This window comes from Flavobacterium chryseum, assembly GCF_004362015.1.
Classification (GTDB): domain Bacteria; phylum Bacteroidota; class Bacteroidia; order Flavobacteriales; family Flavobacteriaceae; genus Flavobacterium.
On sequence record NZ_SNWW01000008.1, the window covers coordinates 124,653 to 147,012 of the forward strand.

The following is a 22,360-nucleotide window of genomic DNA, read 5'->3' on the forward strand; positions in this document are numbered from 1 at the left end:
CAAGTGGTGTTTGAATAAAAAAGCGTAATTTTGCACTCCAATTTATAAAAGTATGAGAACCAAGTCTTTAAAAAAGAACAAAATTAACGTAATCACTCTTGGGTGTTCAAAAAATGTGTACGACAGTGAAGTGCTTATGGGACAGCTTCGTGCCAATGGCAAAGAAGTACAACATGAAGCGCCTGCTGCTGAAGAAGGAAACATTATTGTAATCAACACTTGCGGTTTTATTGATAATGCGAAAGCAGAATCTGTAAACATGATTTTAGAGTACGCTGATAAAAAAGAAAGAGGCTTAGTTGATAAAGTTTTTGTGACAGGATGTCTATCTGAACGTTACAGACCAGATTTAGAAAAAGAAATTCCTAATGTAGATCAGTATTTTGGTACAACAGAATTGCCTCAATTATTGAAAGCTTTAGGTGCAGACTATAAACATGAATTATTAGGAGAACGCTTAACTACAACTCCAAAAAATTACGCTTACTTAAAAATTGCAGAAGGCTGCGACAGACCTTGCAGTTTCTGTGCTATTCCTTTAATGAGAGGTGGACACATTTCTCAGCCAATTGAAAAATTGGTTAAAGAAACTGAAGGTTTGGCAAAAAATGGCGTTAAAGAATTGATTTTAATTGCTCAGGATTTAACGTATTACGGTCTTGATTTATATAAAAAGAGAAATCTTGCCGAGCTTTTAGAAGCATTGGTAAAGGTTGAAGGTATTGAATGGATTCGTTTACATTACGCCTACCCTACCGGTTTCCCGATGGATGTTTTGGAATTGATGAAACGCGAACCAAAAATTTGTAATTATATTGATATTCCGTTGCAACATATTTCAGATTCTATTTTGAAATCGATGCGTCGTGGTACAACTCAGGCGAAAACAACTCAATTATTGAAAGATTTTCGTGCTGCTGTTCCCGGAATGGCAATTAGAACTACCTTAATTGTTGGATATCCAGGAGAAACTCAGGAAGATTTTGAAATTTTGAAAGATTTTGTTCAGGAAATGAAATTTGACAGAATGGGATGCTTTGCTTATTCTCATGAAGAAAATACGCATGCATACTTATTAGAAGATAATGTACCGGACGATGTAAAACAAGCCAGAGCCAATGAAATCATGGAATTGCAGTCGCAAATTTCATGGGATTTGAATCAGGAAAAAATTGGAAAAGTATATAAATGCATCATTGACAGAAAAGAAGGAGCGCATTTTGTGGGTAGAACTGAATTTGATAGTCCTGATGTTGACAACGAAGTCTTAATAGATGCATCAAAACACTATGTAAAGACTGGTGAATTTGTTAATATAAGGATAATTGAAGCAACAGAATTTGATTTATACGGAGAACCTGCTTAAATTTACAGTATACATTTGTTAACTTTTGATAAATTCCACTTTATGAAACCTATACAATCTTTATTTATTTTAGTTTTCGCCTTACTAAGTTTCAATTTTGCATCTGCTCAATACGGAAACGGCGGTGGATACAATAATGGTTATGGTGGCGGTGGCGGCTACGGAAGAGGCGGCGGAATGGGAATGGACAGAAGCATGATGGCAGGTCCGCAGGGTAATACAAGTAAACCTAAAGAAGTTCCACCTGAAGAAACAGCTGCCAAAATTGTTGAACAAATGAAACCAGAAGTAAATCTTGATGAATTGCAAGCTATTGCAATTACGAATGTTTTTGCAGACAGTATGAGAGAACAAGGCATTCTTTTAAAAAATGAAAGCAGTAGTCAGGATGAGAAAATGGAGCAAATGAAAGCGTTGCGAGAAAGTACTACTAAAAAAGCAACTGCTTTTCTTAACCCTGATCAGATTGAAAAATATACTTATTTCATGGAAAATTTTAAAGAGGTAAAGAAATCAAAAAAGAAAAAAGAAAAAGACTCTAAAGAAATAAAAGAAGGAACAGAAGTAACACAAACTAAAGAATAAGTTATTCTCTATAACCTTACAATGTAATAACCATGGTAAAAAAACATCTTTGTTATTTTGTATTAGCAATTATAATTACTTCTTGCTCTACAAATCCCTATAAAAGCACCGAGAAAGTTTATGACCAACAGCTTAAAACTCTGGAAGGTCAAATTACAAGTAAAGAACCTCAACCAATTCCTGGCATTACACCTGTAGTTATTGATACTACATATGCACAACAATTAGGTATTGTAAAGGATTCATTATCAAAAACAGGATCTACGGCTTTACAAAATGGCATAAATACGGAATGGATTGGGACTGTAAATTTCAATTTAAGAAAACCAAGTTTTGTTATTATTCATCATACGGCTCAGGATTCAATTCAGCAAACTATAAATACTTTTACAAAAACAAAAACTCAGGTGAGCGCTCATTATGTGATATCTGAGAATGGAAAAGTAGTTCAGATGCTAAATGATTATTTAAGAGCATGGCATGCCGGAGCATCAACCTGGGGGAAAAATACGGATTTAAATTCAACCTCAATTGGTATTGAACTTGATAATAACGGATTTAAACCTTTTACAGAAGCTCAAATTGGTAGTTTAGTCGCTCTTTTAACTAAACTTAAAAAAGATTACAATATTCCGACGCAAAATTTCTTAGGACATGCTGATATTGCCCCGGGAAGAAAACAAGATCCAAGTGCTTTATTTCCTTGGAAAACATTAGCTGAGAAAGGTTTTGGAATCTGGCCTGATGAAATTCTGGAAGAAGCTCCTTTCGACTTTAAAATTGAACCTGCTTTGAGAATTATTGGTTACAACACAAAGAATCTTTCGGCAGCAATTCAAGCTTTCAAATTACACTATATTCAAACTGATGCAACTTCTGTTTTAGATCGAAAAACAATAGATACTATTTATTCTATTTATAAAAAACAGCTTCAATAAACATCAATTAATAAAATATAAAACGCGTTTCTAACTATTTGGAAACGCGTTTTTTTTTGTAGTGTTTTAAATTTGTCACGAATTACACAATATAACACAATAGAAACCCAGAGCTAATGATTTTAACAATAACAAAATTAGAGGAAATTAGTGGAATTCGTGGCAAGAAAAACACCCAATAAGAATTAAGCTTTTAATCCTTTAAGCTGTAGCTAAAATTTAATACAACAAGAACGCTTAATAAAAAAGCTGCCTAAACATTAGTATGTTTCGACAGCTCCAAAAAAAAAAAATATCAATCTTTATCTCTAGAAAGAGTATGTTGTAGCAATTAATCCGTAGAATGATCCTCCTGTTGGCAGAGTATCTTTATCTAAAAAGATATCTTCTGATGCAGCATCGTATCTTAACTCAGGAATTATTGTTAGTTTTCCAACTTTGTAATTTAATGAAATTGTGTTTGCAAATACACTAGAACCATTTAAAGTTCCAAGATTTAAAGCATCTTTAGCATCGAAATATTCAATTCTGTATGCTAAACTTAAAGTTGGCTTGAATGCGTAATTAGCATATCCTACGATCGCGAACCATTCTCCGTCTAATGTACTGTCAAAATCATTTTTAGATTTAGCATAAGTAGCATTCAATCCAAGTGCGAAACTATCACTTATTGTTTTTGAAGCCGTTAAGTCAAACTGTGTTTTATTCTCATCAGATGGTATAACTAAAGTTCCCGGAGTAGGATTTGTACTTCCTGTCGTAAAGTTTAAATAGGCGCTACCTGTTTCACCAACAAAACCTACTTGTCCGATATACGTTTTTTGACTTGAACCGGCATCCATTGCTGATTTAAAATCAGTTGGATTTGTTATACCCAACATTGCTGTAAATTTCCCTGAAGTATATTGTGCTTTTACTCCAGTATTAAAGAATGGTCCGTATGAAAATGCATAAGACATACTATAGTTTTTGTTACCTATTGCATCTAATACTTCGTATCCGATATGTGTACCAAAACTACCTGCGACAACTTTAAATTTATCCGTAATTTGGTAAGTAAAAAATAATTGTTTAATTAAAAATTTTGCGTTAATATCTTTATCTGTTGTTTCATTATATGAAAATTCTCCTGCTCTTTTTCCGAATCCTAAATCGACGAAAACAGAAGCTTTGCCAAATGTGTGGCTTGCTTGTACGGAAGCCATTCCTAATTCGAATGAATCTTGTGAGTTGGTAAAGCTCGTTAATCCATTCATTTGTTTTGAAAAATCATATTTATAATAAGCATCTGCTGATCCTCCCCAAGTGGTTGCTGGCGATACTGCGGTTTCAGTATCATCTTGGGCAAAAGCAAAAGAGCTGGTTAGCATTGCAGCTAAAATGTGACATACTTTTTTCATGTTTTAATTGGTTTAGTTATTAATTGATTCTGGTTAGTTAAATTTTTATATATGTATTTGTATACTATAAGTCACTTCTAAAACCTCTTATTCCCCCTTAAAACCTCTTCATTTTCATTAGCGAATTTATTAACTTTTGTATCAGTACAAGAATTCAAATGTATTTTTTTAGTGTTTTATAGCAAGAATTATGGATTACAAAAATTATTTTGACAATAATCGTTATTTGACATTTATAGCGATTTGTTTTTGAAAATTCAATAACGGTTTTACACCAAAAATAACACATAAACAGGGGTAAATAACAAAAATAAAAACACAAACAACCAAAAACAATCTATAAAAAGATAAAAAACAAACATCACCCTATAAAAAATAGGGGTATTAATTATTTTAATTAAAACGAAATAAAAAACCAGTTAACACTCTTAATTCAGAAAATAAATTTTATTTTAATCTAAATTCTTACAAAATAATATCCACATAAACAGAATTAACATCCACACATAAAACCTTTTTAAAACTGAATACAAATAAAAAGCCTGCTCAAAAATGAACAGGCTTTAATTGTAAACTAATATTTTCGCATCATTCGTGCGAATTGTACTTTCTTATATATTCCCGAACTTTGATTCCGGATTCTTTTAAATCTTCTGTTTTCCACTTTCCTTCTGACTTTGCTGATTTTTTTAAGATGGAACATGTTTCATCTTTATCAGAAACAGACCATGTTATCCAGCTCAGCTTTCGGGCTTCCATCCAGTCTATATATTCTTGCCATGATTTATAATCAAGAGGTCCGTCTCCTGTTGCTTCCATTCCTGCTGATTCAGAAATAAAAATTGGTAAACCGCTTTCTATCGCTTTATCTGTTCTGTCTCTTAACTCTTTATGGTGCGTTGCAGCGTAGAAATGCATGGTGTACATTAAATTAGTATATCCTTTAATAGGATCTGCAGCCGGAAGGTTTACATCCTGATCCCAATGCGGGGAACCAATCAAAATAACATTATTAGGATCGTTTTCTCTGATAACTTTAATTACTTCTTCGGCGTAAGCCTTAACTTCAGGCCAAGTCTCGTAATCAGGTTCATTAAAAACCTCATATATAATGTTGGGATATTTTGCATACTTTTTTGACATCTCTGCAAAGAATTCTTTGGCTTCTTTTAGGTTAATGTTATGACTGTGCCAATCGATAATTACATAGATATCCGCTTTTATGGCGCCGTTTACAACTGCTTCTATTCGTTGTTTTGAAAATTGCGGCTCTTTCATATAAGACATCTCTCCCAACTCTACTCCCATTGCGGCACGAACAATATTGCATTTAAAATCTTTTTTTAACCAGCGAACCGCTTTTTCATTATAAAATCTCGGCCACATACTATGCCAGCCAAAGCTCATTCCTCTTAAAGAAATCGGTTCCTTATATTTATCTACCAATTGAGTTCCCACAACACTAAGTTGCCCGTGATGTTTTACCTGTGCATTTAAAAATGAAAACAGCAGTAGTAAACCCATAGAAAATAATCTATTCTTTGATTTCATAATAATTTAGTTAAGGAATTAATCGAAGTGTAATTACATCGTGAGAAGCAAGATCTGCAACAAAATTCTTTTTAGTATTTCCTATTTCTTTATTTTTCCAGAGATCTTTTACTTTATAACTTGTTTTGCTAAAGTCAGCTTCGTATCCAAAATCAGCATCTTTAATGACCTGTTTTTTCCAATCGAAATTGATTTTCTTAGCAGTATCGCTTCTATTTAAAAAAGTTACGGCCCAATTTCCATCTGATAAAGGTTTTACCCAAACTTCTAATCCGTTTTCGACAGAATATTTAAAACCCTGAATTCCCAGTTTGTCCTGATTAACGGCGATTAATTCTTTGTTGGTTAAAATTGCCAGAGTTTCTTTAGACATTTTTCTGAAATCGTTTCCGGCAACAAGTGGCGATGCCATCATGCACCACATCGAAAAATGCGATTTATCTTCGGTATCATTCATCTCATTTCCAACTTCCATCATATCAAAATCATTCCAATGATCCGGACCTGAATATTTACGAATGTCTTTTCGCATTTCGACAATTTTCATAAATCCCCAAGACGACCAATTTCCTTCTTCGTGTTTGAATTCGCAATCAAAACAAGGATAAATATCTCCTGAAATTCTCCAAAGATTACCAATTGGTTTTCCCCATTCCCAAGGTTGATTATCGCCCCATTCGCAAAGACTAAAAACTATTGGTCTTCCGGCAGTTTTTAATGCGTTACTCATCGTTGTGTAAGCTTCGGGAGCTGTAATTCCTTTTGTGTTACACCAATCGTATTTTAGGAAATCGATTCCTAATTTAGCATAAAAACGAGCGTCCTGATATTCGTAGCCTCGCGTTCCGGGATAACCGGCGCAGGTTTGCGTTCCTGCACAATTGTACAAACCAAACTTTAAACCTTTACTATGCACATAATCGATAATAGCTTTCATTCCGCCAGGAAATTTAACCGGATCTGGAACTAAATCTCCATTAACATCTCTTTCTCTGGTCATCCAGCCATCGTCGAGAACAATATAATTATATCCTGCCGCAGCCATTCCTGAAGAAACCATAATATCTGCAGTTTCTTTTACCAGTTTTTCGTCGATACTTGTTCCGAAAGTATTCCAGGAATTCCAGCCCATTGGTGGCGTCATCGCCAAACCTTCAAACTTTCCTCCAGCCTGGGTATGTGTATTTCCCTGACTAAATCCAAAAACGGAAATACTTAAAGTTAGTATTAAAATTATCTTTTTCATTAAAAATTCATTTTAAAATATACTATAAAAAAGTATTCCCTAATTGAGTGGATTAGGGAATACTTAAACAAAACTCAAAATATAATAAACGCTTTTATTTCAATACGAAGCCGATATCATCAAATAATACAGTATTACCTCCGTCACCATTTGATTCCTGAAATGTAAGCATCGTAACACTTGTAGGATTTCCTAAATCGCTTAAAGGAATTTCAAGATAAACCCATGTAGTTGTAACAGGAAGAACATAATTAGGCCCTCCATTTACACTGAAATTTACACGCCCGTTTTTTGTTCCTTTAATGGCAAATCTCATTCCTTTATATGGTGTCATATCAACATTGAAACCCCAGTTTCCTCCATCCCATTGTCCAAATTCCCATCTCCATGATTTCTCGCCTTGATAAGAATCTCCTTCAAAAGCAAAATTAACGCCTTTTCCTGCCCAAGGTCCTCCCCATTGCATACCATAAAGTTCATCATCATAAAGCGCTGTTCCTATTGCTTCTTTAGATACTGCCGTTCCTGATATATTGGTTACTGCCAGATTTCTATGATTTGCATTGGCCGGTATTTTCACAACAATTTGCTCTAATGTAGAAGATAGCACTGTAACAGGAACTTCTGGTTCTGTTAGTGTTTTTGCAAGCGTTACAACCGGATTAAGGAAATATTTTCCTTTAATTGTTACCTCATCACCTTCAGAACAATTTATAAAATTGAAACTATTAAATGTTGGTACCGGAGGCGCAACGGTTAAACCAAAAACAGCTGTTCCTTTTGATGTTACTACTTTTAACTGATTTGCTGCATCTGCATACGGCGTGTTTTCATCAACCAATATAATGATATCTGTATCCGTTACTAATGTTGGCTTAAAATACGTTTCAAAGTCATTAAAGTAAACTTTCTGTGTTCCCAAAAGTCCTTTACCATGAATTACATAATAATTTTTTGGATCTACTAATGTTACCGGAGTTAATGGTTTCATGCTTCCGTCAAGATTATATCCTGAAGGAGAAACAGACTCAATAACAGGTCCGCCATTGTAAGTCTCGGCACCATCATCATTTGAGCATGAACTAAAAAACATTAAGGATAACATCAATGCCATGCATGCTGCTAGCGAAACAATTTTTATATTTTTCATATCTTATATTTTTAATATTATTTAAAAGTATACGGTGCTACTTCTGTCAATTTTGGATTTTTAATTAAATCATCTGCCGGATAAGGCAATAATAGATTTGATGCAGAGATTGTAATATGTTTTTCGACATCTTTATCTCCTCTGTTTTGCGCTTGCAAAATAGCTTTAGCTTTATCAAAAGGCAAACGACCTAAATCGAAATAATAATCTCCTTCACACGCTAATTCTGCACGTCTTTCTTTGAAAATATCATCAAAAGAAATTGATGCTTTCTCTGATAAACCAGCTCTCTTACGAACAGCGTTGAAAGATTTTAGTGCCGCAGGATCTGATGTACTTCCTGATTGTGAACCCAAAATTGCTTCGGCATGTATCAATAATAATTCTGCATAACGCATCATATAACTGTTCATACTGCTTTCTCCGTTAAACGGAGGATTAAATGGTCCTGTTAATGGAAGATTTTCTTTCCCTATTACATATTTTTTTAATCCGGCACCTGAATTTTGAGCCTGATTTGCTATTTCGAATGTATATCCTAAAATTTTTGGAGAATCTACAGCAAGTGTCTGAGCATAAGTTAAGTTTGGATAAAAATCACCCGGTAACATAAATGTTTCAATTCTTCTCTTATCTCCATTTTCAAAAACATTATGAATTAAATCCTGAGATGGTGCAATTTGTCCTGAATAACTTGTTTCTACCAATCTGTTTTCAGGAGCGAATAATGTATTCGAAAAATTCCCTTCAAAATACGTTCCGGCTCCTGTCCATTGCCATGAAAAGATAGACTCTTCATTATTATTGTTTTTCTGAATCCATAAATCAGCAAACGATTTTGTTGGCAATTCTTCCCCACCTAATAACTTAAATTCTCCGCTGCTAATTACTTCCTGAGCCATAGCTCTGGCTAATTCATATTTCTTTTGATATAAATATACTTTTGCTAACAGCGCTTTTGCAGATCCACTGGAAACATGTGCGTTTGCAGCATAATCTGAACCTCTGTTTTTAGTTTTTAAATTGGCGATTGCAAACTTTAAATCGTTTTCTATAAAAGTATAAACATCTGTAACAGGGTTGCTTGGAATAACAAAGTTTTTTGAATATTCTGCATTGTTTTCGATAATTGGCACATTTCCCCATAATCTTACTAAAAAGAAATATGAAAATGCTCTGATAAAGTGCATTTCTCCCAATGCATTGTTTAAAGCCGCATCACTAACATTTGGGCCAACACTTTGCGGAAGTGTATTGATAAAAGAATTACAATTTGCAACAGCTCCAAAACATGATCTCCATGAATCTGAAATAAAAGACTGCGAATTTGTAAAACTTAAATCTGTAAATTTTCCAAATTCATTATAAGGCCCCGCATACATATTACCAGAAATAACATCTGTAATACCATAGAATCCTTCTTTATTCATATTAAACCAAACAAGGCCGTACAATCCGTTACTTGCATTATCAAGTTTTGTATCAGAATCGTAGTAGTTACCTATAGTGGGAGCACCTTCTGCAGGAACATCTAAAAAGTCCTGAGAGCAAGATGATGATAGTAGCGTCAGTAATGTCAAAGCAATTGCACTACTTCTTTTTATTATATTTTTCATAGTAATTTGTATTAGAATTCAACATTAAAACCAAAAGAAATCTGTCTTGGCACCGGATAACGACCATTATCTACACCAGATAATAATGCATCCTGATTATAAGAGCCCACTTCTGGATCGTATCCTTTATATTTTGTAAAAGTGTACAGGTTTTGTCCAGATGCATAAATCCTCAATCTTGTCAGACTCAATTTCGAAATCATATCAGATGGTAAAGAATATCCTATTGTTACGTTTTGAATTCTTAGATAAGATCCGTCTTCGATAATACGCGATGAAACTGCATTATTAATATCATTGTAAGCTGATGGTCTTGGCAAAGAAGCATCGAGATTTGAAGCTGAGTAAAAATCTGAAGCCTCTGTTAAGTAATTGGTTCCTAAATTACTATTCAAAGTTCCGGACATACGTGTTAAGTTCATTAATTTATTTCCGGAAGTTCCCTGAAGAAAGATTGATAAATCAACATTTTTGTATTTGAAGTTATTCGTAAATCCGTAAGTAAATTTTGGATTTGGATTTCCGATTGTAACTAAATCTTTAGTATCAATAATACCATCACCATTTTGATCTTTATAAATTACATCTCCTTTTTGAAAATTTGGTAACAATGAATTCGTTCCATTTTTTAAAATAACTCTTGTTCCAGGTGCAGTTTCATGACCATATGTTAACAAATCCTCATCTGTTCTGTAAATTCCGTTTGCTTCATAACCTATGAATGAACCAATTGGCAAGCCTTCCTGAGTTCTTGACACTGTAACAGTATTGTAAGCAAGCGTACCCATAGTTTTTACAATATTTAATCCGGCCATGTTTGTTACCTCATTTGTATATTTAGTAAAGTTGGCACTAGCATTCCATGAAAAATTTTGTGTAAACTGGTTGGTATAATTTAGGGTAATTTCAAGACCTTTATTCTCCATGCTTCCAAGGTTAAAGTAAGGAGGATTTACACCACCTTCATAATCACCACCTCCGGAAAGAAAATTAGGTAAAGGAACCTGATACAGGAAATCTTTATTTACTTTTCTATACACATCTATTGTAGCAGAAAGTTTAGAATTAAACATTGTAAAATCTAACCCCAAATTGGTTTGTTCCTGAGTTTCCCATTTCAAATCTTTATTTGCTGTATTTGATGGTAAATAAGAAGTTCCCATTGTACTGTTAACCAAGTGAAGATTAGAATCATATAAATTATTACCAATTTGATTATTTCCTGTTTGACCCCATCCTACTCTTATTTTAATATTGTCAACATACTTTTTGGTACCTTCCATAAAAGCTTCATTTGAAAGTTTCCATGAACCACTTGCCGAACTAAAAACACCCCATTTATTTCCAACAAAGAATTTTGAAGATCCGTCAGTTCTAACCGCTCCTGAAACACTATATCTATCAGCATAATCATAAACAACCCTTCCTAAATAAGAAGCTAAAGTTTGAGTTCCTGAATACACACCACTTGTAACCGCATTTGGCAAATCAGATCCGGCTAGAGTTTTGTCGTTATTGTCTTTATATCCTTCACCAGTTATAGTATAACCTTCCCAGTGTGATCTGTTTGACTCTTGTACAGCCAAAATTGTAAAGCTATGTTTATCAATAGTTTTTCTATAGGTAAGCATATTTTTCAAATTCCAGGAATTACCTGTAGAGGGGTTGTAATATAAATTAGCAAAACTTTTTACAGCATTACCTAATGAATACATAGGATCAAATCGTTGTCCTAAATTATCATAGATGTAACCACCGGCCTCAAAACGATATTCTAAACCTTTAAATAAATCTATTTGAGTATAAAAGTTTCCTGAATAATTTTTTCTAACTAAAGTGTTTGACCCTAATAATGAAGTTGCAACAGGATTAACAAATGATGTCGATCCGCCGGCCGCAGGACCGGCAAAAGCACCTGATAATTCTCTAACCGCTACATCCGGTGTTGCTAACAATGAAGTCGCAACTACACCATTAAACTGACCGTTTAAAGTTAGTTTTTCATCAGTAACTGCGCCACTTATGTTCACACCTACCTTTATAAATTTGTTTACTTTTGCATCAAGATTGGTTCTGAAATTATATCTTTTAAATCCAGATTCGATAACAATTCCTTCCTGATTTAAAATCCCTCCGGATATATAATAGTTAATCCCTTCTTTACCTCCTGAAAAAGACAGTTGATTCGATTTCATTATTCCTGTTTCATAAATTGCATCCTGCCAGTCTGTACCTTTTCCTAACAGTTCAGGATGTGCAAATTCAGGACGTTTACCTGTAGGATCATATACATCTGATAAAGCATTTTGATGAATTGCATATTCCTGCAAATTCATAGAATTCAATTTCTTTGGAAGATTGCTGATTGAATAAGAATTCTCAAAAGATAATTTTCCCGTTCCTTTTTTACCAGACTTTGTTGTAACGATAATAACACCATTAGAACCACGTGATCCGTAAATTGCAGTTGCAGAAGCATCTTTTAAAATATCAATAGACTCAATATCACTAGGATTAATAAGCGCTAGAGGGCTTTGCGTAATATTACCACTATTAGAAAAATTACTATTTCCCTGAGCATTTCTGCCTGATGTAGATGAATTTCTTGCATCACCAGATATTGGCACACCATCAATTACGTACAAAGGCTCATTTGTTCCTGTTAAAGATGAAACACCTCTAATACGTACCGAAACATTACTTCCCGGCTCACCAGAATTACTGTTTATAACAACTCCGGCAGCTTTACCCTGCATCATTTGGTCAAATGAAGCTACTTTTAAGTTTTCAATATCTTTTGAGCTAATACTCGAAATAGCACTGTTTATATCTTTTCTCTTTTGAGTTCCGTAACCAATAACGACTACATCTTTCAAATCTTCAGCAATAGGTTTTAGAACTACATTTAACGATGTTTTTCCATTTAAGGCAATTCTTTGCGTATTAAAACCAATAAATGAAAATACTAAAGTTGAATTAGCTGGAACATCAATCGTATATTTTCCATCAAAATCTGTTGAAGCTGATGTCTTTAATCCGACAACCGAAATATTTGCTCCAGGGATCGACAATCCTTTGTCATCAGATATGACTCCGGATACCTTTACCTGAGCCGTAATAAAATTACACGTCAGTAACAAAAATAGGATCAAAGGAACTGCTCTGTGGTTAGCGTTCCAATGAATGAAGTTAGTCATTAGTTTTTTCATAATAATGTTTGGTTAGTTTAAATTTGTTCTTCATAACTCAGTAATAAAAGGGTTGCATTTATTTTCTAAATTATTTAACAAATCTATAACAGAAGAAAACATTAAATCAATAGTATTATATCATTTGATGATAATATTTTTACTATATCGCTTTAAAAAAACATATATGAAAAATAAACAGAATAAATTTTACATTATTCGCAATTACCAACCCGTAAACAACTAAGAATTATAAATTAAAATTAACGAATCAGCTAAAATGCAAACGATTTCGTTAAAAATAATATTTGTTAGTGAAAAAATAGTATCATTATAATATGCGCTTTAATCCAGAAAAATCTTCCCTGTATTGACTTGGCGTACAGTTTTTAGTAGCTTTAAAACTACGATTGAAGTTCGCAATATTATTAAAGCCTGATTTAAAAGCGACTTCAGAAACGCTCATGTCTTTTTCAACCAGCCAGCGGGCAGCATAACCTATTCGAATATCATTAATATAATTGACAAAAGTTTTGCCAGTACGTTTTTTAATAAACCTGTTAAAAGAAATTATAGACATGCTGGCAACATTCGCAACATCTTCTAAAGTAATTTTTTCAGCAAAATGTTTTTGCACATATTCATAAACTAATTTCATTTTGTCGTAATCATCAAACGTATCATAATCTACAGTATAAGTAGAAAGCAACCGTTGATTTCTTGAATTTGCCAGATCATATAATAAAGAAGTAATTTCAAGAAAGTAATCCATTCCATCTAACTTAGAGAGCTTTACCAATCTTGGCGTTAATTCTTCGGTTACTTTTTTAGAAAATAAAATTCCGTGAATCGAACGATTGAACATATCCCGAATCGGATTCATAATGCGTCTAGATAGCAAAGATTCGTGAAATAAATCGTTATGAAACTGAATTGTAATTTCATGAATTTTTTTGCTCGTGCATTTATTCAATTCCCAGCCATGATATAAATTTGGCCCAATCAAAACCAATTCTACATTGTCAATTTCTTCAATATTATCTCCAACAACACGCTTTACTCCTTTTCCATTCAAAATAAAATTAATCTCAAATTCAGGATGATAATGCACCGGAAAATCAAAATTATCCTTTACTCTGTCAAAAACCAAAAAGCTGTCTCCAGCCGACAGTGGCGCAATTTCTCTGTAAAAATTTTTAGTACTACTCATCTTTAGAACAATTTTAAGAAGTGATATCAGGTTTTTATTTGCAATAATATGATATATAATTGATAAAATAATATTAATTATGCTATAAACATCCGTTTATCTTTGAAAAATAGAATTATCATTTTTATAAAAAGAACATTAATATAAAACATTAATCATTTTTAATATAATAACTTTTTATAGTTTTAATAATTTTAAAGGATAAATGGTAGCAAATTCCAGATTACAAAATAGAGTACTATTAAACCATTATCATTTTTATAGTTTAATACTATTAAAGCTAAAAACAGCAACAATTGCAATGAAAAAAAACATTCAAATACTACTAATATCAATGTTTACTGGAGTTTCATGCTCTTCAAAAGGAATAGTGACTAATACTAATTTGTCACTTTCAGATAAAAAAGCAACACCGGAAACCGTTTCCTTATTTGAAAAGCTTAATCGATTAACGAAAAAAGGGTATCTTTTTGGACATCAGGACGACCTCGCTTATGGTGTAAACTGGAAATATGAAGAAGGCAGAAGTGATATAAAAGATGTCGTTGGAGATTATCCTGCTGTTTACGGTTGGGACATTGCAGGTTTGGAAAAAGACGATATTAACAATATTGATGGCGTTCCTTTTGAAAAAATGAAACACTATATTAAAGAAGCCAATGAAAGAGGCGGAATATCTACCATAAGCTGGCATTTTGACAACCCTGCAACCGGAAAAAATGCCTGGGACAATACACCAAATTCGTTAAAAACAGTTTTACCTGGCGGAGAAAACCATCAAAAATTTACAACATGGCTAGACAAAGCCGCTACTTTCTTTTTGTCCTTAAAAGATAAAAAAGGAAAAAACATTCCGATTCTCTTCAGGCCTTATCACGAACTTACCGGTGGCTGGTTTTGGTGGGGAAAAGGAAATTGTACTCCGGAAGAATTCAAATCTTTATGGAAATTCACCTTCGAATATTTACAGAAAAAAGGAGTCCATAATCTTATTTACATCTATAATACAGGGAGTTTCAATTCAAAAGAAGATTTTTTAGTTCATTATCCAGGCGATAATTATGCTGATATTTTAAGCTTTGATAATTATCAGAATAATGATGATGAGGAAGGTACGAAATTTATTGAACAAACCCAAAATCAGTTTAAAATTTTAAATGAAATCGCTGCAAATCAACATAAATTAATGGCTTTAGCCGAAGCAGGATACGAAGCAATTCCAGATCCAAAATGGTGGACAGGAACTTTATCAAAAGCGATTGGAGATTATAAAATATCGTATGTTTTATTATGGAGAAATCACGGCTGGCAGGAAAAAGAAAAAAAAATGCATTATTACGCTCCCTATAAAGGACAAATAAGTGAAAAAGATTTTGTCGATTTTTATAATCTGGATACAACTTTATTTGAGAAGGATATAATTAAAAATTGAGAATTAAAAATTAAAAATCCGCTTAAATCTGCGTGATCTGCGTGATCTGCGTGATCTGCGTGCTGAAAAATTCAACACATAGAACCAAATCTAAACCATAACCTTAAAAAAAACGAATGCACGAAAAAATAAGTTTAAAAGAAAAAGTAGGTTACGGCCTTGGAGATGCCGCATCTTCGATGTTCTGGAAAATTTTCAGCATGTACTTATTATTTTTCTATACCGATGTTTTCGGGTTGGCACCTGCTGTAGTCGGAACCATGTTTTTAATCACCAGAATCTGGGATTCGTGCTTTGACCCAATTGTTGGAATCATCGCTGACAGAACAAAATCTAAATGGGGAAAATTCAGACCTTACTTATTATGGGTTGCCGTGCCTTTTGCCATAATTGGCGTTTTAACTTTTTACACCCCTGATTTTGACGAAAAAGGAAAAATTATTTATGCCTATGTAACGTATTCGGCAATGATGATGATTTATTCGTTAATCAACGTGCCATATGCATCACTTTTGGGCGTAATGTCATCTGACAGAAAAGAAAGAAATACTTTATCGTCTTACCGAATGGTTTTTGCCTTTGGAGGAAGTCTTTTGGCACTTTGGCTAATTGAACCTTTAGTAAATTACTTCGGCGGAAGCCTAAACTCCAAAACAGGCTGGCTGGCAACAATTGCTGTTTTCGGAGTTATTACAACTGCTTTTTTCTGGGGTTGTTTTTTCTTCACTAAAGAAAGAGTAAAACCAATTTCTGATGAAAAGACAGATTTAAAAGAAGACTTAAAAGATTTATTAAAAAATAAACCGTGGTGGATTTTACTCGGAGCCGGAATTGGCGCTTTAGTATTCAATTCTATCCGTGATGGCGCTGCCGTTTATTACTTTAAATATTATGTAAGCAGCAGCGTAAATTTCGATTTTTCGCTTTTTGGGACAGCTTTTCACATGACACCAACTTCAATTTATTTGGTTTTAGGGCAAGCTGCAAACATCATCGGAGTGATTGCCGCAACGCCAATTGCTAACAGAATTGGTAAAAAAAACACGTTTTTTGGTGCCATGGCATTAGCCGCACTTTTGAGTTTGATTTTCTATTTCTTCGGAAAAGAAGATGTTTTGTTAATTATGAGTTTTCAGGTTTTAATCAGCATTTGTGCCGGTTGCATTTTCCCTTTAATCTGGTCGATGTATGCCGATAGCGCCGATTATTCAGAATGGAAACAAGGCCGCAGAGCAACCGGACTGGTTTTCTCCGCATCCTCAATGTCACAAAAATTTGGCTGGACCATTGGCGGCGCAGGAGCCGGATGGCTTTTGGGTTATTACGGGTTTCAGGCTAATGTCGAGCAAACCGAAGTAACGCAAAACGGAATTCAATTAATGTTAAGTGTATTACCTGCTTTAGCAGCCTTTATATCAGTCGCTTTTATTTTGTTTTATCCATTATCTGAAGAAAAACTTCAAATAATAGAACAAGATTTAAACGAAAAACGAGACCTGACCCATTAAAATAGTACCCATACTGAAATCAATTCCTATGACAACAATAATCTCTTCGACTACTTTTCAGGATAGAAAAATAGCATTAGAAAAAGAACATAAAACATTAATCGAGCAAAAAAATGCTCCACAGGAACACACCGGAAACGGCATATACGAACGCTATAAAAACCCTGTGGTTACAGCATCGCATGTACCATTAAACTGGCGTTTTGATTTAGACGAACAAACGAATCCTTTTTTACAGGAAAGAATCGGAATAAATGCCGCTTTTAATGCCGGCGCCATGAAATGGAACGGAAAATATCTTCTTGCCGTTCGTGTAGAAGGCATTGACAGAAAATCATTTTTCGCTATTGCCGAAAGTCCGAACGGAGTTGATAATTTTAAGTTTTGGGAGAAACCATGCGTGATTCCACAAACCGGAGAACCTGATACCAACGTTTACGACATGCGTTTAATCAATCATGAAGATGGATGGGTTTACGGAATTTTTTGCACCGAAAGAAAAGACCCGAAAGCTCCAAAAAGCGACACAAGTTCGGCTGTTGCCAATGCCGGAATCGTTCGTTCTAAAGATTTAATTAATTGGGAAAGATTGCCGGATTTAATTTCGAATACAGGCCAACAACGTAACGTGGTTTTGCATCCGGAATTTGTAAACGGAAAATATGCTTTATACACACGTCCGCAAGATGGTTTTATAGATGTTGGCGCAGGAGGCGGAATAGGTTTAGGTTATGTTGATGATATGACAAATCCGGTAGTTAAAAAGGAGAAAATCATTTTTGGAAAACAATATCATACTATTTACGAATTAAAAAACGGTCTTGGCCCCGCTCCTATTAAAACAGAAAAAGGCTGGCTGCATTTGGCACACGGCGTTCGTAATACAGCTGCAGGTTTACGTTACACACTTTATATGTTTATGACTGATTTGCACGATATTGCCAAAGTAACGCATGTTCCGGCAGGGCATTTTATGGGACCTGAAGGAATTGAAAGAGTTGGTGACGTGTCTAATGTTTTATTCTCTAACGGATGGATTGAAGATAACGACGGCACTGTTTATGTATATTATGCGTCATCAGACACCAGAATGCATGTTGCGGTTTCATCTGTAGAAAAACTCGTTGATTATGTTACGAATGCTCCCGCAGATACTTTTATTTCTGCAGGTTCTGTAAAAACAATTATCAATCAAATTGAAAAAAACAACGCAATATAATTTATCGTGTCAAAACTAAAGCAACTTAAAACCGAGTTATCAGCAGAACTTGATTCTATTTTAGACTATTGGTCAAAAAATGCCATCGATACTAAAAACAACGGTTTTATTGGTCAGATTGATAGTAATGAAAACATAGTGGGAAATGCCGAAAAAGGTTCTGTTTTAAACGCCAGAATTTTATGGTCTTTTTCTTCCAGTTATCAAATTACTAAAAATGAAGAACATAAAAAGATAGCGAAACGCGCTTTTGAATTTCTTTCAGAATATTTTTATGACTCAGAATTTGGAGGTTTATTTTGGAGTATCAATGCCGATACAACGCCAAAAGACACCAAAAATCAGATTTATGCTTTAGCTTTTGCCATTTACGGATTATCTGAATATTATGTAATTTCTAAAGACGAAAAAGCTTTAGCAATTGCAATAAATTTATATTTAAGAATTCAGAAATACAGCTACGATCCTGTAAATAAAGGCTATTTAGAAGCCTTTACCAGAGATTGGCAGCCTATTGAAGATTTACGTTTGAGCGATAAAGATGCCAACGAAAAAAAGACAATGAACACGCATTTGCACATTGTAGAAGCATATGCGAACTTGTATAAAGTCTGGAAAGATAAAACACTTCAAAAAAACATAATTGAATTATTACAAACCATCGAAAAACATTTCATCAATACCCAAACAGGTCATTTACGTTTGTTTTTTGATGAAAACTGGATCGAAAAACCAGATGTTATCTCTTATGGACATGACATCGAAGCAGCCTGGCTTTTATTGCATTGTGCAGAAATCGCTGGAGATGAAACGCTAATTATCAATTATAAAAAATACGCCGTTCAAATGGCAGAAGTTACCAAGGAAGGTTTAGACATTGATGGCGGTTTATGGTACGAATTTGATCCTGAAAAAAATGAATTAATTGCAGAAAAACATTGGTGGGTTCAGGCCGAAGCTTTAATTGGTTTTTACAACGCTTATCAACTGACAGAAAAAGAAAGCTATTTAGAGATTGTACTCAAAAATTGGGACTTTATAAAAAAACACATTCTCGATACTAAAAACGGAGAATGGTTTTGGGGAATTTACAAAGATGATTCTCTAATAGAAAAAGACAAAGCAGGTTTCTGGAAATGTCCATATCACAATAGCCGAGCCTGTTTAGAACTCATTAACCGAATTAAAACTTAGCAAAATGAAAACTACTTTTCTAAAAATAGCATTTTTAAGCATGTCGATTCTGGCATTTGCTGGTTGTTCATCAGACAAAGATACAAGTGATGAAGTCATTGTAGATCCGCCCAGTTCTGGCGATATTTTGACAACACAAAACGTGACAACTTATATGGTTGATGCCAGTGCTACTAAAGAAACTGTAGCTTTATTTTATAATTTAAAAAAACTTGCCAAAACTAAAGTTGCAATTGGGCAACAAGACGCTTTTAATAGTTTTTACCAAGATACGGCCGGAGATTCTGATATCAAAAAAAATACAGGTTTCGATCCTGCACTTTTAGGTTCTGATTTTATCTTTATTACCGATAAAAACAATAACAATCAGGCTAATAACTGGTTTTATCAACAAGAACAAAAAACGATTAGCGATGTAAAAGCCGCTTACGCGAAAGGAATGATTAATACCTTTTCATGGCATTTGAGAGAACCTAACAACGAAGATTCTTTTTATGCAGCCGATATGACTGCAGACCAAAAAGCAACCGCTTTTAAAAGTATTTTATCAGGCGGCACAAATCACGAATGGTACAAGAAAAAACTAGACAAAGTTGCGAGCGTTATTTCAAATTTAAAAGGTTCAAACGACGAATTGATTCCGATAATTTTCAGGCCTTTTCATGAATTTGACGGAAGCTGGTTTTGGTGGGGAGCCAATTTTTGTACACCTGAAGAATACAAAACGGCTTATCAATTTACCGTTGATTATTTAAAAAATACAAAAGGCGTTCACAATATTTTATATGCTTTTTCGCCGGACAATTCTTATTCAACAACTGAAACTTATTTAAGCCGATATCCGGGAGATAAATATGTTGATGTTTTGGGAATGGATAATTATGGAGACTTTAATAATCAAGGAAATGAAGGTGTAAACAGAGCCAATGCCAAACTCAAAATGATATCGAATATAGCTTTGGATAAAGTAAAAATTGCAGCTTTGACCGAAACCGGATATCAGGTTAATGCAACAACTCCACCAATTAACAATTGGTTTTCTACCAACTTATACAGTGCATTAAATAATAATTATACATTTGATCTTAAGATTATATCGATAAGCTATGTAATGTTTTGGAATAATACTAAAGATGGTTATTATGTCCCGAATGGTTCCGTTTCGAATGCAGCTGATTTTAAGACATTTGCGGAAAAGCCAAAATCGGCATTATTGAATTCTTTGCCGAAAATGTATGAGTTGCCGAAGTAAAATACATTTAGTTAGTCATTGCGAGGAACGAAGCAACCACACTAACAATAAGCAAACTTGCTAATTAAAAAGATAGGCTGCGTGAGATTGCTTCGTACCCCGCAAAGACAAAGTGCGAGAAAAATTAATACCTAACAGGTTTTTAAAACCTATTAGGAGATAAAAAAATAAATAATGAGAAACAAACTTCTAAAAACCTTCAGCCTTGCTTTAATTTTCTCTGTCCTTGCGTGTCAGGCACAGGAAAGAATTACAGTAAAAGGAACGCAATTTTACAAAGGCGATAAGCCGTACGCTTATATTGGAACCAATTATTGGTACGGAAGTTTACTGGCTTCGAAAAAAATAGGCAACCGAAAAAGATTACTTCGTGAACTTGATTTAATGCAAAAAAACGGAATCGATAATTTAAGAATTCTGGTTGGTGCTGATGGCGGAAAATATGATTTTACAGTTCGTCCTGCGTTGCAATACGAACAGGGAAAATACGATGAAGATTTGCTGGACGGACTGGATTTCCTAATGAACGAAATGAGAAAACGTAAAATGTATGCCGTTTTGTATTTGACGAACAACTGGGAATGGTCCGGCGGAATGTCGCAATATCTGGAATGGAATGGCAAAGGTGCAATTCCGGTTCCGGCAATTCCACCCAACACCTGGCCGCAGTTTATGTCGTATACAGAACAGTTTCATAGTTGCGAACCTTGCATGAAAGCTTTAGAAAATCATGTGAAATTTATTATGGGGCGATCAAATAAATATTCGAAAAAGAAATATACCGAAGACAATACAATCATGGCGTGGCAGGTTGGCAATGAACCTCGACTTTTTACGCCGGAAAACGAAGCAAAATTTACCCTTTGGCTGAATAACATCGTCGATTTAATGGATAGCCTTGACAAAAACCACTTAATTTCTACCGGTTCTGAAGGCAAAAACAGTTCAAATGACAGCATGGAAATCTTCGAACGCACACATCAGAATCCGAATATCGATTATTTGACGATGCATATCTGGCCAAAAAACTGGAACTGGTTTAAAGCGGATAATGCAGCAAATACATTACCAACAACACTGGAAAATGCCGGAAAATATATTGACGATCATGTAAAAGTTGCCAATAACTTAAAACGACCTATTATCATTGAAGAATTTGGTCTGCCGAGAGAAAATGAAAACTTAATTGCCGGGTCATCTGTTACCAACAGAGATATTTTTTACAATTATATTTTTAGCAGAGTTGCAGAAAGCGTTAAACATAACGGTCCGTTGCAAGCGGCAAATTTCTGGGGATTTGGCGGTGAAGGAAAAGCAATTACTAAAGATGGAAAATGGAATCCGGGCGATCCTTTAACTACAGACCCTCCACAAGAACCGCAAGGATTAAATTCTGTTTTTTCTTCGGACAAATCGACTTTAGAGATTGTAAAAAAATATAACTTAGAGTTGCAGAAAAATAAACCACATAAGTTATATAAGAAATTATAAGTTACTTGCCGAAC

At 34.2% G+C, this 22,360-nt stretch carries 16 protein-coding genes; 9 read left to right on the forward strand and 7 right to left on the reverse strand.

Going from position 1 to position 22,360, the window contains the following annotated elements:
- The first annotated feature begins 52 nt into the window (after positions 1 to 52).
- The 3 genes from rimO to EV143_RS15910 are packed head-to-tail and all read left to right on the forward strand — an operon-like array spanning position 53 to position 2,889.
- On the forward strand, positions 53 to 1,366 hold the full coding sequence (rimO, locus tag EV143_RS15900) for a 30S ribosomal protein S12 methylthiotransferase RimO (RefSeq protein WP_133508926.1): 1,314 nt from the start codon (positions 53 to 55) through the stop codon (positions 1,364 to 1,366).
- 42 nt (positions 1,367 to 1,408) lie between these two features.
- The gene (locus EV143_RS15905; RefSeq protein WP_133508927.1) at positions 1,409 to 1,951 is read left to right on the forward strand and encodes a hypothetical protein; all 543 of its coding nucleotides are present in this window, start codon (positions 1,409 to 1,411) and stop codon (positions 1,949 to 1,951) included.
- Between the two features lie 32 nt (positions 1,952 to 1,983).
- Entirely contained in the window at positions 1,984 to 2,889 is a 906-nt protein-coding gene (locus tag EV143_RS15910) for an N-acetylmuramoyl-L-alanine amidase (RefSeq protein ID WP_133508928.1), read from the forward strand.
- A 308-nt stretch (positions 2,890 to 3,197) separates the two neighbouring features.
- Here the strand turns inward: EV143_RS15910 and EV143_RS15915 are convergent, their stop codons facing one another.
- The 7 genes from EV143_RS15915 to EV143_RS15945 form a co-directional block, all read right to left on the reverse strand.
- Positions 3,198 to 4,289, reverse strand: coding sequence for an outer membrane beta-barrel protein (locus tag EV143_RS15915; protein ID WP_133508929.1), 1,092 nt, complete (start codon positions 4,287 to 4,289; stop codon positions 3,198 to 3,200).
- A gap of 588 nt (positions 4,290 to 4,877) precedes the next feature.
- A complete protein-coding gene (locus EV143_RS15920; RefSeq protein ID WP_133508930.1) occupies positions 4,878 to 5,840 on the reverse strand; it encodes a glycoside hydrolase family 5 protein in 963 nt (320 codons plus the stop codon).
- A 10-nt stretch (positions 5,841 to 5,850) separates the two neighbouring features.
- Positions 5,851 to 7,086 carry a glycoside hydrolase family 27 protein gene (locus EV143_RS15925; protein WP_133508931.1) on the reverse strand — a complete coding sequence of 412 codons (1,236 nt, stop codon included), beginning with the start codon at positions 7,084 to 7,086 and terminating at the stop codon, positions 5,851 to 5,853.
- 94 nt (positions 7,087 to 7,180) lie between these two features.
- A complete protein-coding gene (locus EV143_RS15930; protein ID WP_133508932.1) occupies positions 7,181 to 8,236 on the reverse strand; it encodes a hypothetical protein in 1,056 nt (351 codons plus the stop codon).
- A 17-nt stretch (positions 8,237 to 8,253) separates the two neighbouring features.
- A complete protein-coding gene (locus EV143_RS15935) occupies positions 8,254 to 9,852 on the reverse strand; it encodes a RagB/SusD family nutrient uptake outer membrane protein (protein WP_133508933.1) in 1,599 nt (532 codons plus the stop codon).
- Positions 9,853 to 9,863: 11 nt separating this feature from the next.
- Complete coding sequence (locus tag EV143_RS15940; protein ID WP_133508934.1) at positions 9,864 to 13,061, reverse strand: SusC/RagA family TonB-linked outer membrane protein; 3,198 nt, start codon at positions 13,059 to 13,061, stop codon at positions 9,864 to 9,866.
- A 310-nt stretch (positions 13,062 to 13,371) separates the two neighbouring features.
- Positions 13,372 to 14,250 (reverse strand): AraC family transcriptional regulator, encoded by an 879-nt coding sequence (locus tag EV143_RS15945; protein ID WP_133508935.1) that lies wholly within the window; start codon positions 14,248 to 14,250, stop codon positions 13,372 to 13,374.
- A 301-nt stretch (positions 14,251 to 14,551) separates the two neighbouring features.
- On the opposite strand from EV143_RS15945, the gene EV143_RS15950 reads away from it, so the two are divergent.
- The 6 genes from EV143_RS15950 to EV143_RS15975 all read left to right on the forward strand — a co-directional run bounded on the left by EV143_RS15950 (position 14,552) and on the right by EV143_RS15975 (position 22,346).
- Positions 14,552 to 15,682 carry a glycoside hydrolase family 26 protein gene (locus tag EV143_RS15950; protein WP_133508936.1) on the forward strand — a complete coding sequence of 377 codons (1,131 nt, stop codon included), beginning with the start codon at positions 14,552 to 14,554 and terminating at the stop codon, positions 15,680 to 15,682.
- Between the two features lie 116 nt (positions 15,683 to 15,798).
- Positions 15,799 to 17,190, forward strand: coding sequence for an MFS transporter (locus tag EV143_RS15955; protein ID WP_133508937.1), 1,392 nt, complete (start codon positions 15,799 to 15,801; stop codon positions 17,188 to 17,190).
- A gap of 28 nt (positions 17,191 to 17,218) precedes the next feature.
- Positions 17,219 to 18,409 carry a glycoside hydrolase family 130 protein gene (locus EV143_RS15960; protein WP_133508938.1) on the forward strand — a complete coding sequence of 397 codons (1,191 nt, stop codon included), beginning with the start codon at positions 17,219 to 17,221 and terminating at the stop codon, positions 18,407 to 18,409.
- A 6-nt stretch (positions 18,410 to 18,415) separates the two neighbouring features.
- Positions 18,416 to 19,603, forward strand: a complete 1,188-nt coding sequence (locus tag EV143_RS15965; RefSeq protein ID WP_243739888.1) for an AGE family epimerase/isomerase — start codon at positions 18,416 to 18,418, stop codon at positions 19,601 to 19,603.
- A 4-nt stretch (positions 19,604 to 19,607) separates the two neighbouring features.
- The gene (locus EV143_RS15970; protein WP_133508940.1) at positions 19,608 to 20,855 is read left to right on the forward strand and encodes a glycoside hydrolase family 26 protein; all 1,248 of its coding nucleotides are present in this window, start codon (positions 19,608 to 19,610) and stop codon (positions 20,853 to 20,855) included.
- Positions 20,856 to 21,029: 174 nt separating this feature from the next.
- A complete protein-coding gene (locus EV143_RS15975) occupies positions 21,030 to 22,346 on the forward strand; it encodes a glycoside hydrolase 5 family protein (protein WP_133508941.1) in 1,317 nt (438 codons plus the stop codon).
- Positions 22,347 to 22,360: the final 14 nt, after the last annotated feature.

Coding starts and splice junctions, on each gene's coding strand:
- EV143_RS15955 (WP_133508937.1), top strand. CDS start 15,799: ATGCACGAAAAAATAAGTTTAAAAGAAAAAGTAGGTTACGGCCTTGGA.
- rimO (WP_133508926.1), top strand. CDS start 53: ATGAGAACCAAGTCTTTAAAAAAGAACAAAATTAACGTAATCACTCTT.
- EV143_RS15915 (WP_133508929.1), bottom strand. CDS start 4,289: ATGAAAAAAGTATGTCACATTTTAGCTGCAATGCTAACCAGCTCTTTT.
- EV143_RS15930 (WP_133508932.1), bottom strand. CDS start 8,236: ATGAAAAATATAAAAATTGTTTCGCTAGCAGCATGCATGGCATTGATG.
- EV143_RS15920 (WP_133508930.1), bottom strand. CDS start 5,840: ATGAAATCAAAGAATAGATTATTTTCTATGGGTTTACTACTGCTGTTT.
- EV143_RS15940 (WP_133508934.1), bottom strand. CDS start 13,061: ATGAAAAAACTAATGACTAACTTCATTCATTGGAACGCTAACCACAGA.
- EV143_RS15950 (WP_133508936.1), top strand. CDS start 14,552: ATGAAAAAAAACATTCAAATACTACTAATATCAATGTTTACTGGAGTT.
- EV143_RS15945 (WP_133508935.1), bottom strand. CDS start 14,250: ATGAGTAGTACTAAAAATTTTTACAGAGAAATTGCGCCACTGTCGGCT.
- EV143_RS15960 (WP_133508938.1), top strand. CDS start 17,219: ATGACAACAATAATCTCTTCGACTACTTTTCAGGATAGAAAAATAGCA.
- EV143_RS15925 (WP_133508931.1), bottom strand. CDS start 7,086: ATGAAAAAGATAATTTTAATACTAACTTTAAGTATTTCCGTTTTTGGA.
- EV143_RS15910 (WP_133508928.1), top strand. CDS start 1,984: ATGGTAAAAAAACATCTTTGTTATTTTGTATTAGCAATTATAATTACT.
- EV143_RS15975 (WP_133508941.1), top strand. CDS start 21,030: ATGAGAAACAAACTTCTAAAAACCTTCAGCCTTGCTTTAATTTTCTCT.
- EV143_RS15935 (WP_133508933.1), bottom strand. CDS start 9,852: ATGAAAAATATAATAAAAAGAAGTAGTGCAATTGCTTTGACATTACTG.
- EV143_RS15905 (WP_133508927.1), top strand. CDS start 1,409: ATGAAACCTATACAATCTTTATTTATTTTAGTTTTCGCCTTACTAAGT.
- EV143_RS15970 (WP_133508940.1), top strand. CDS start 19,608: ATGAAAACTACTTTTCTAAAAATAGCATTTTTAAGCATGTCGATTCTG.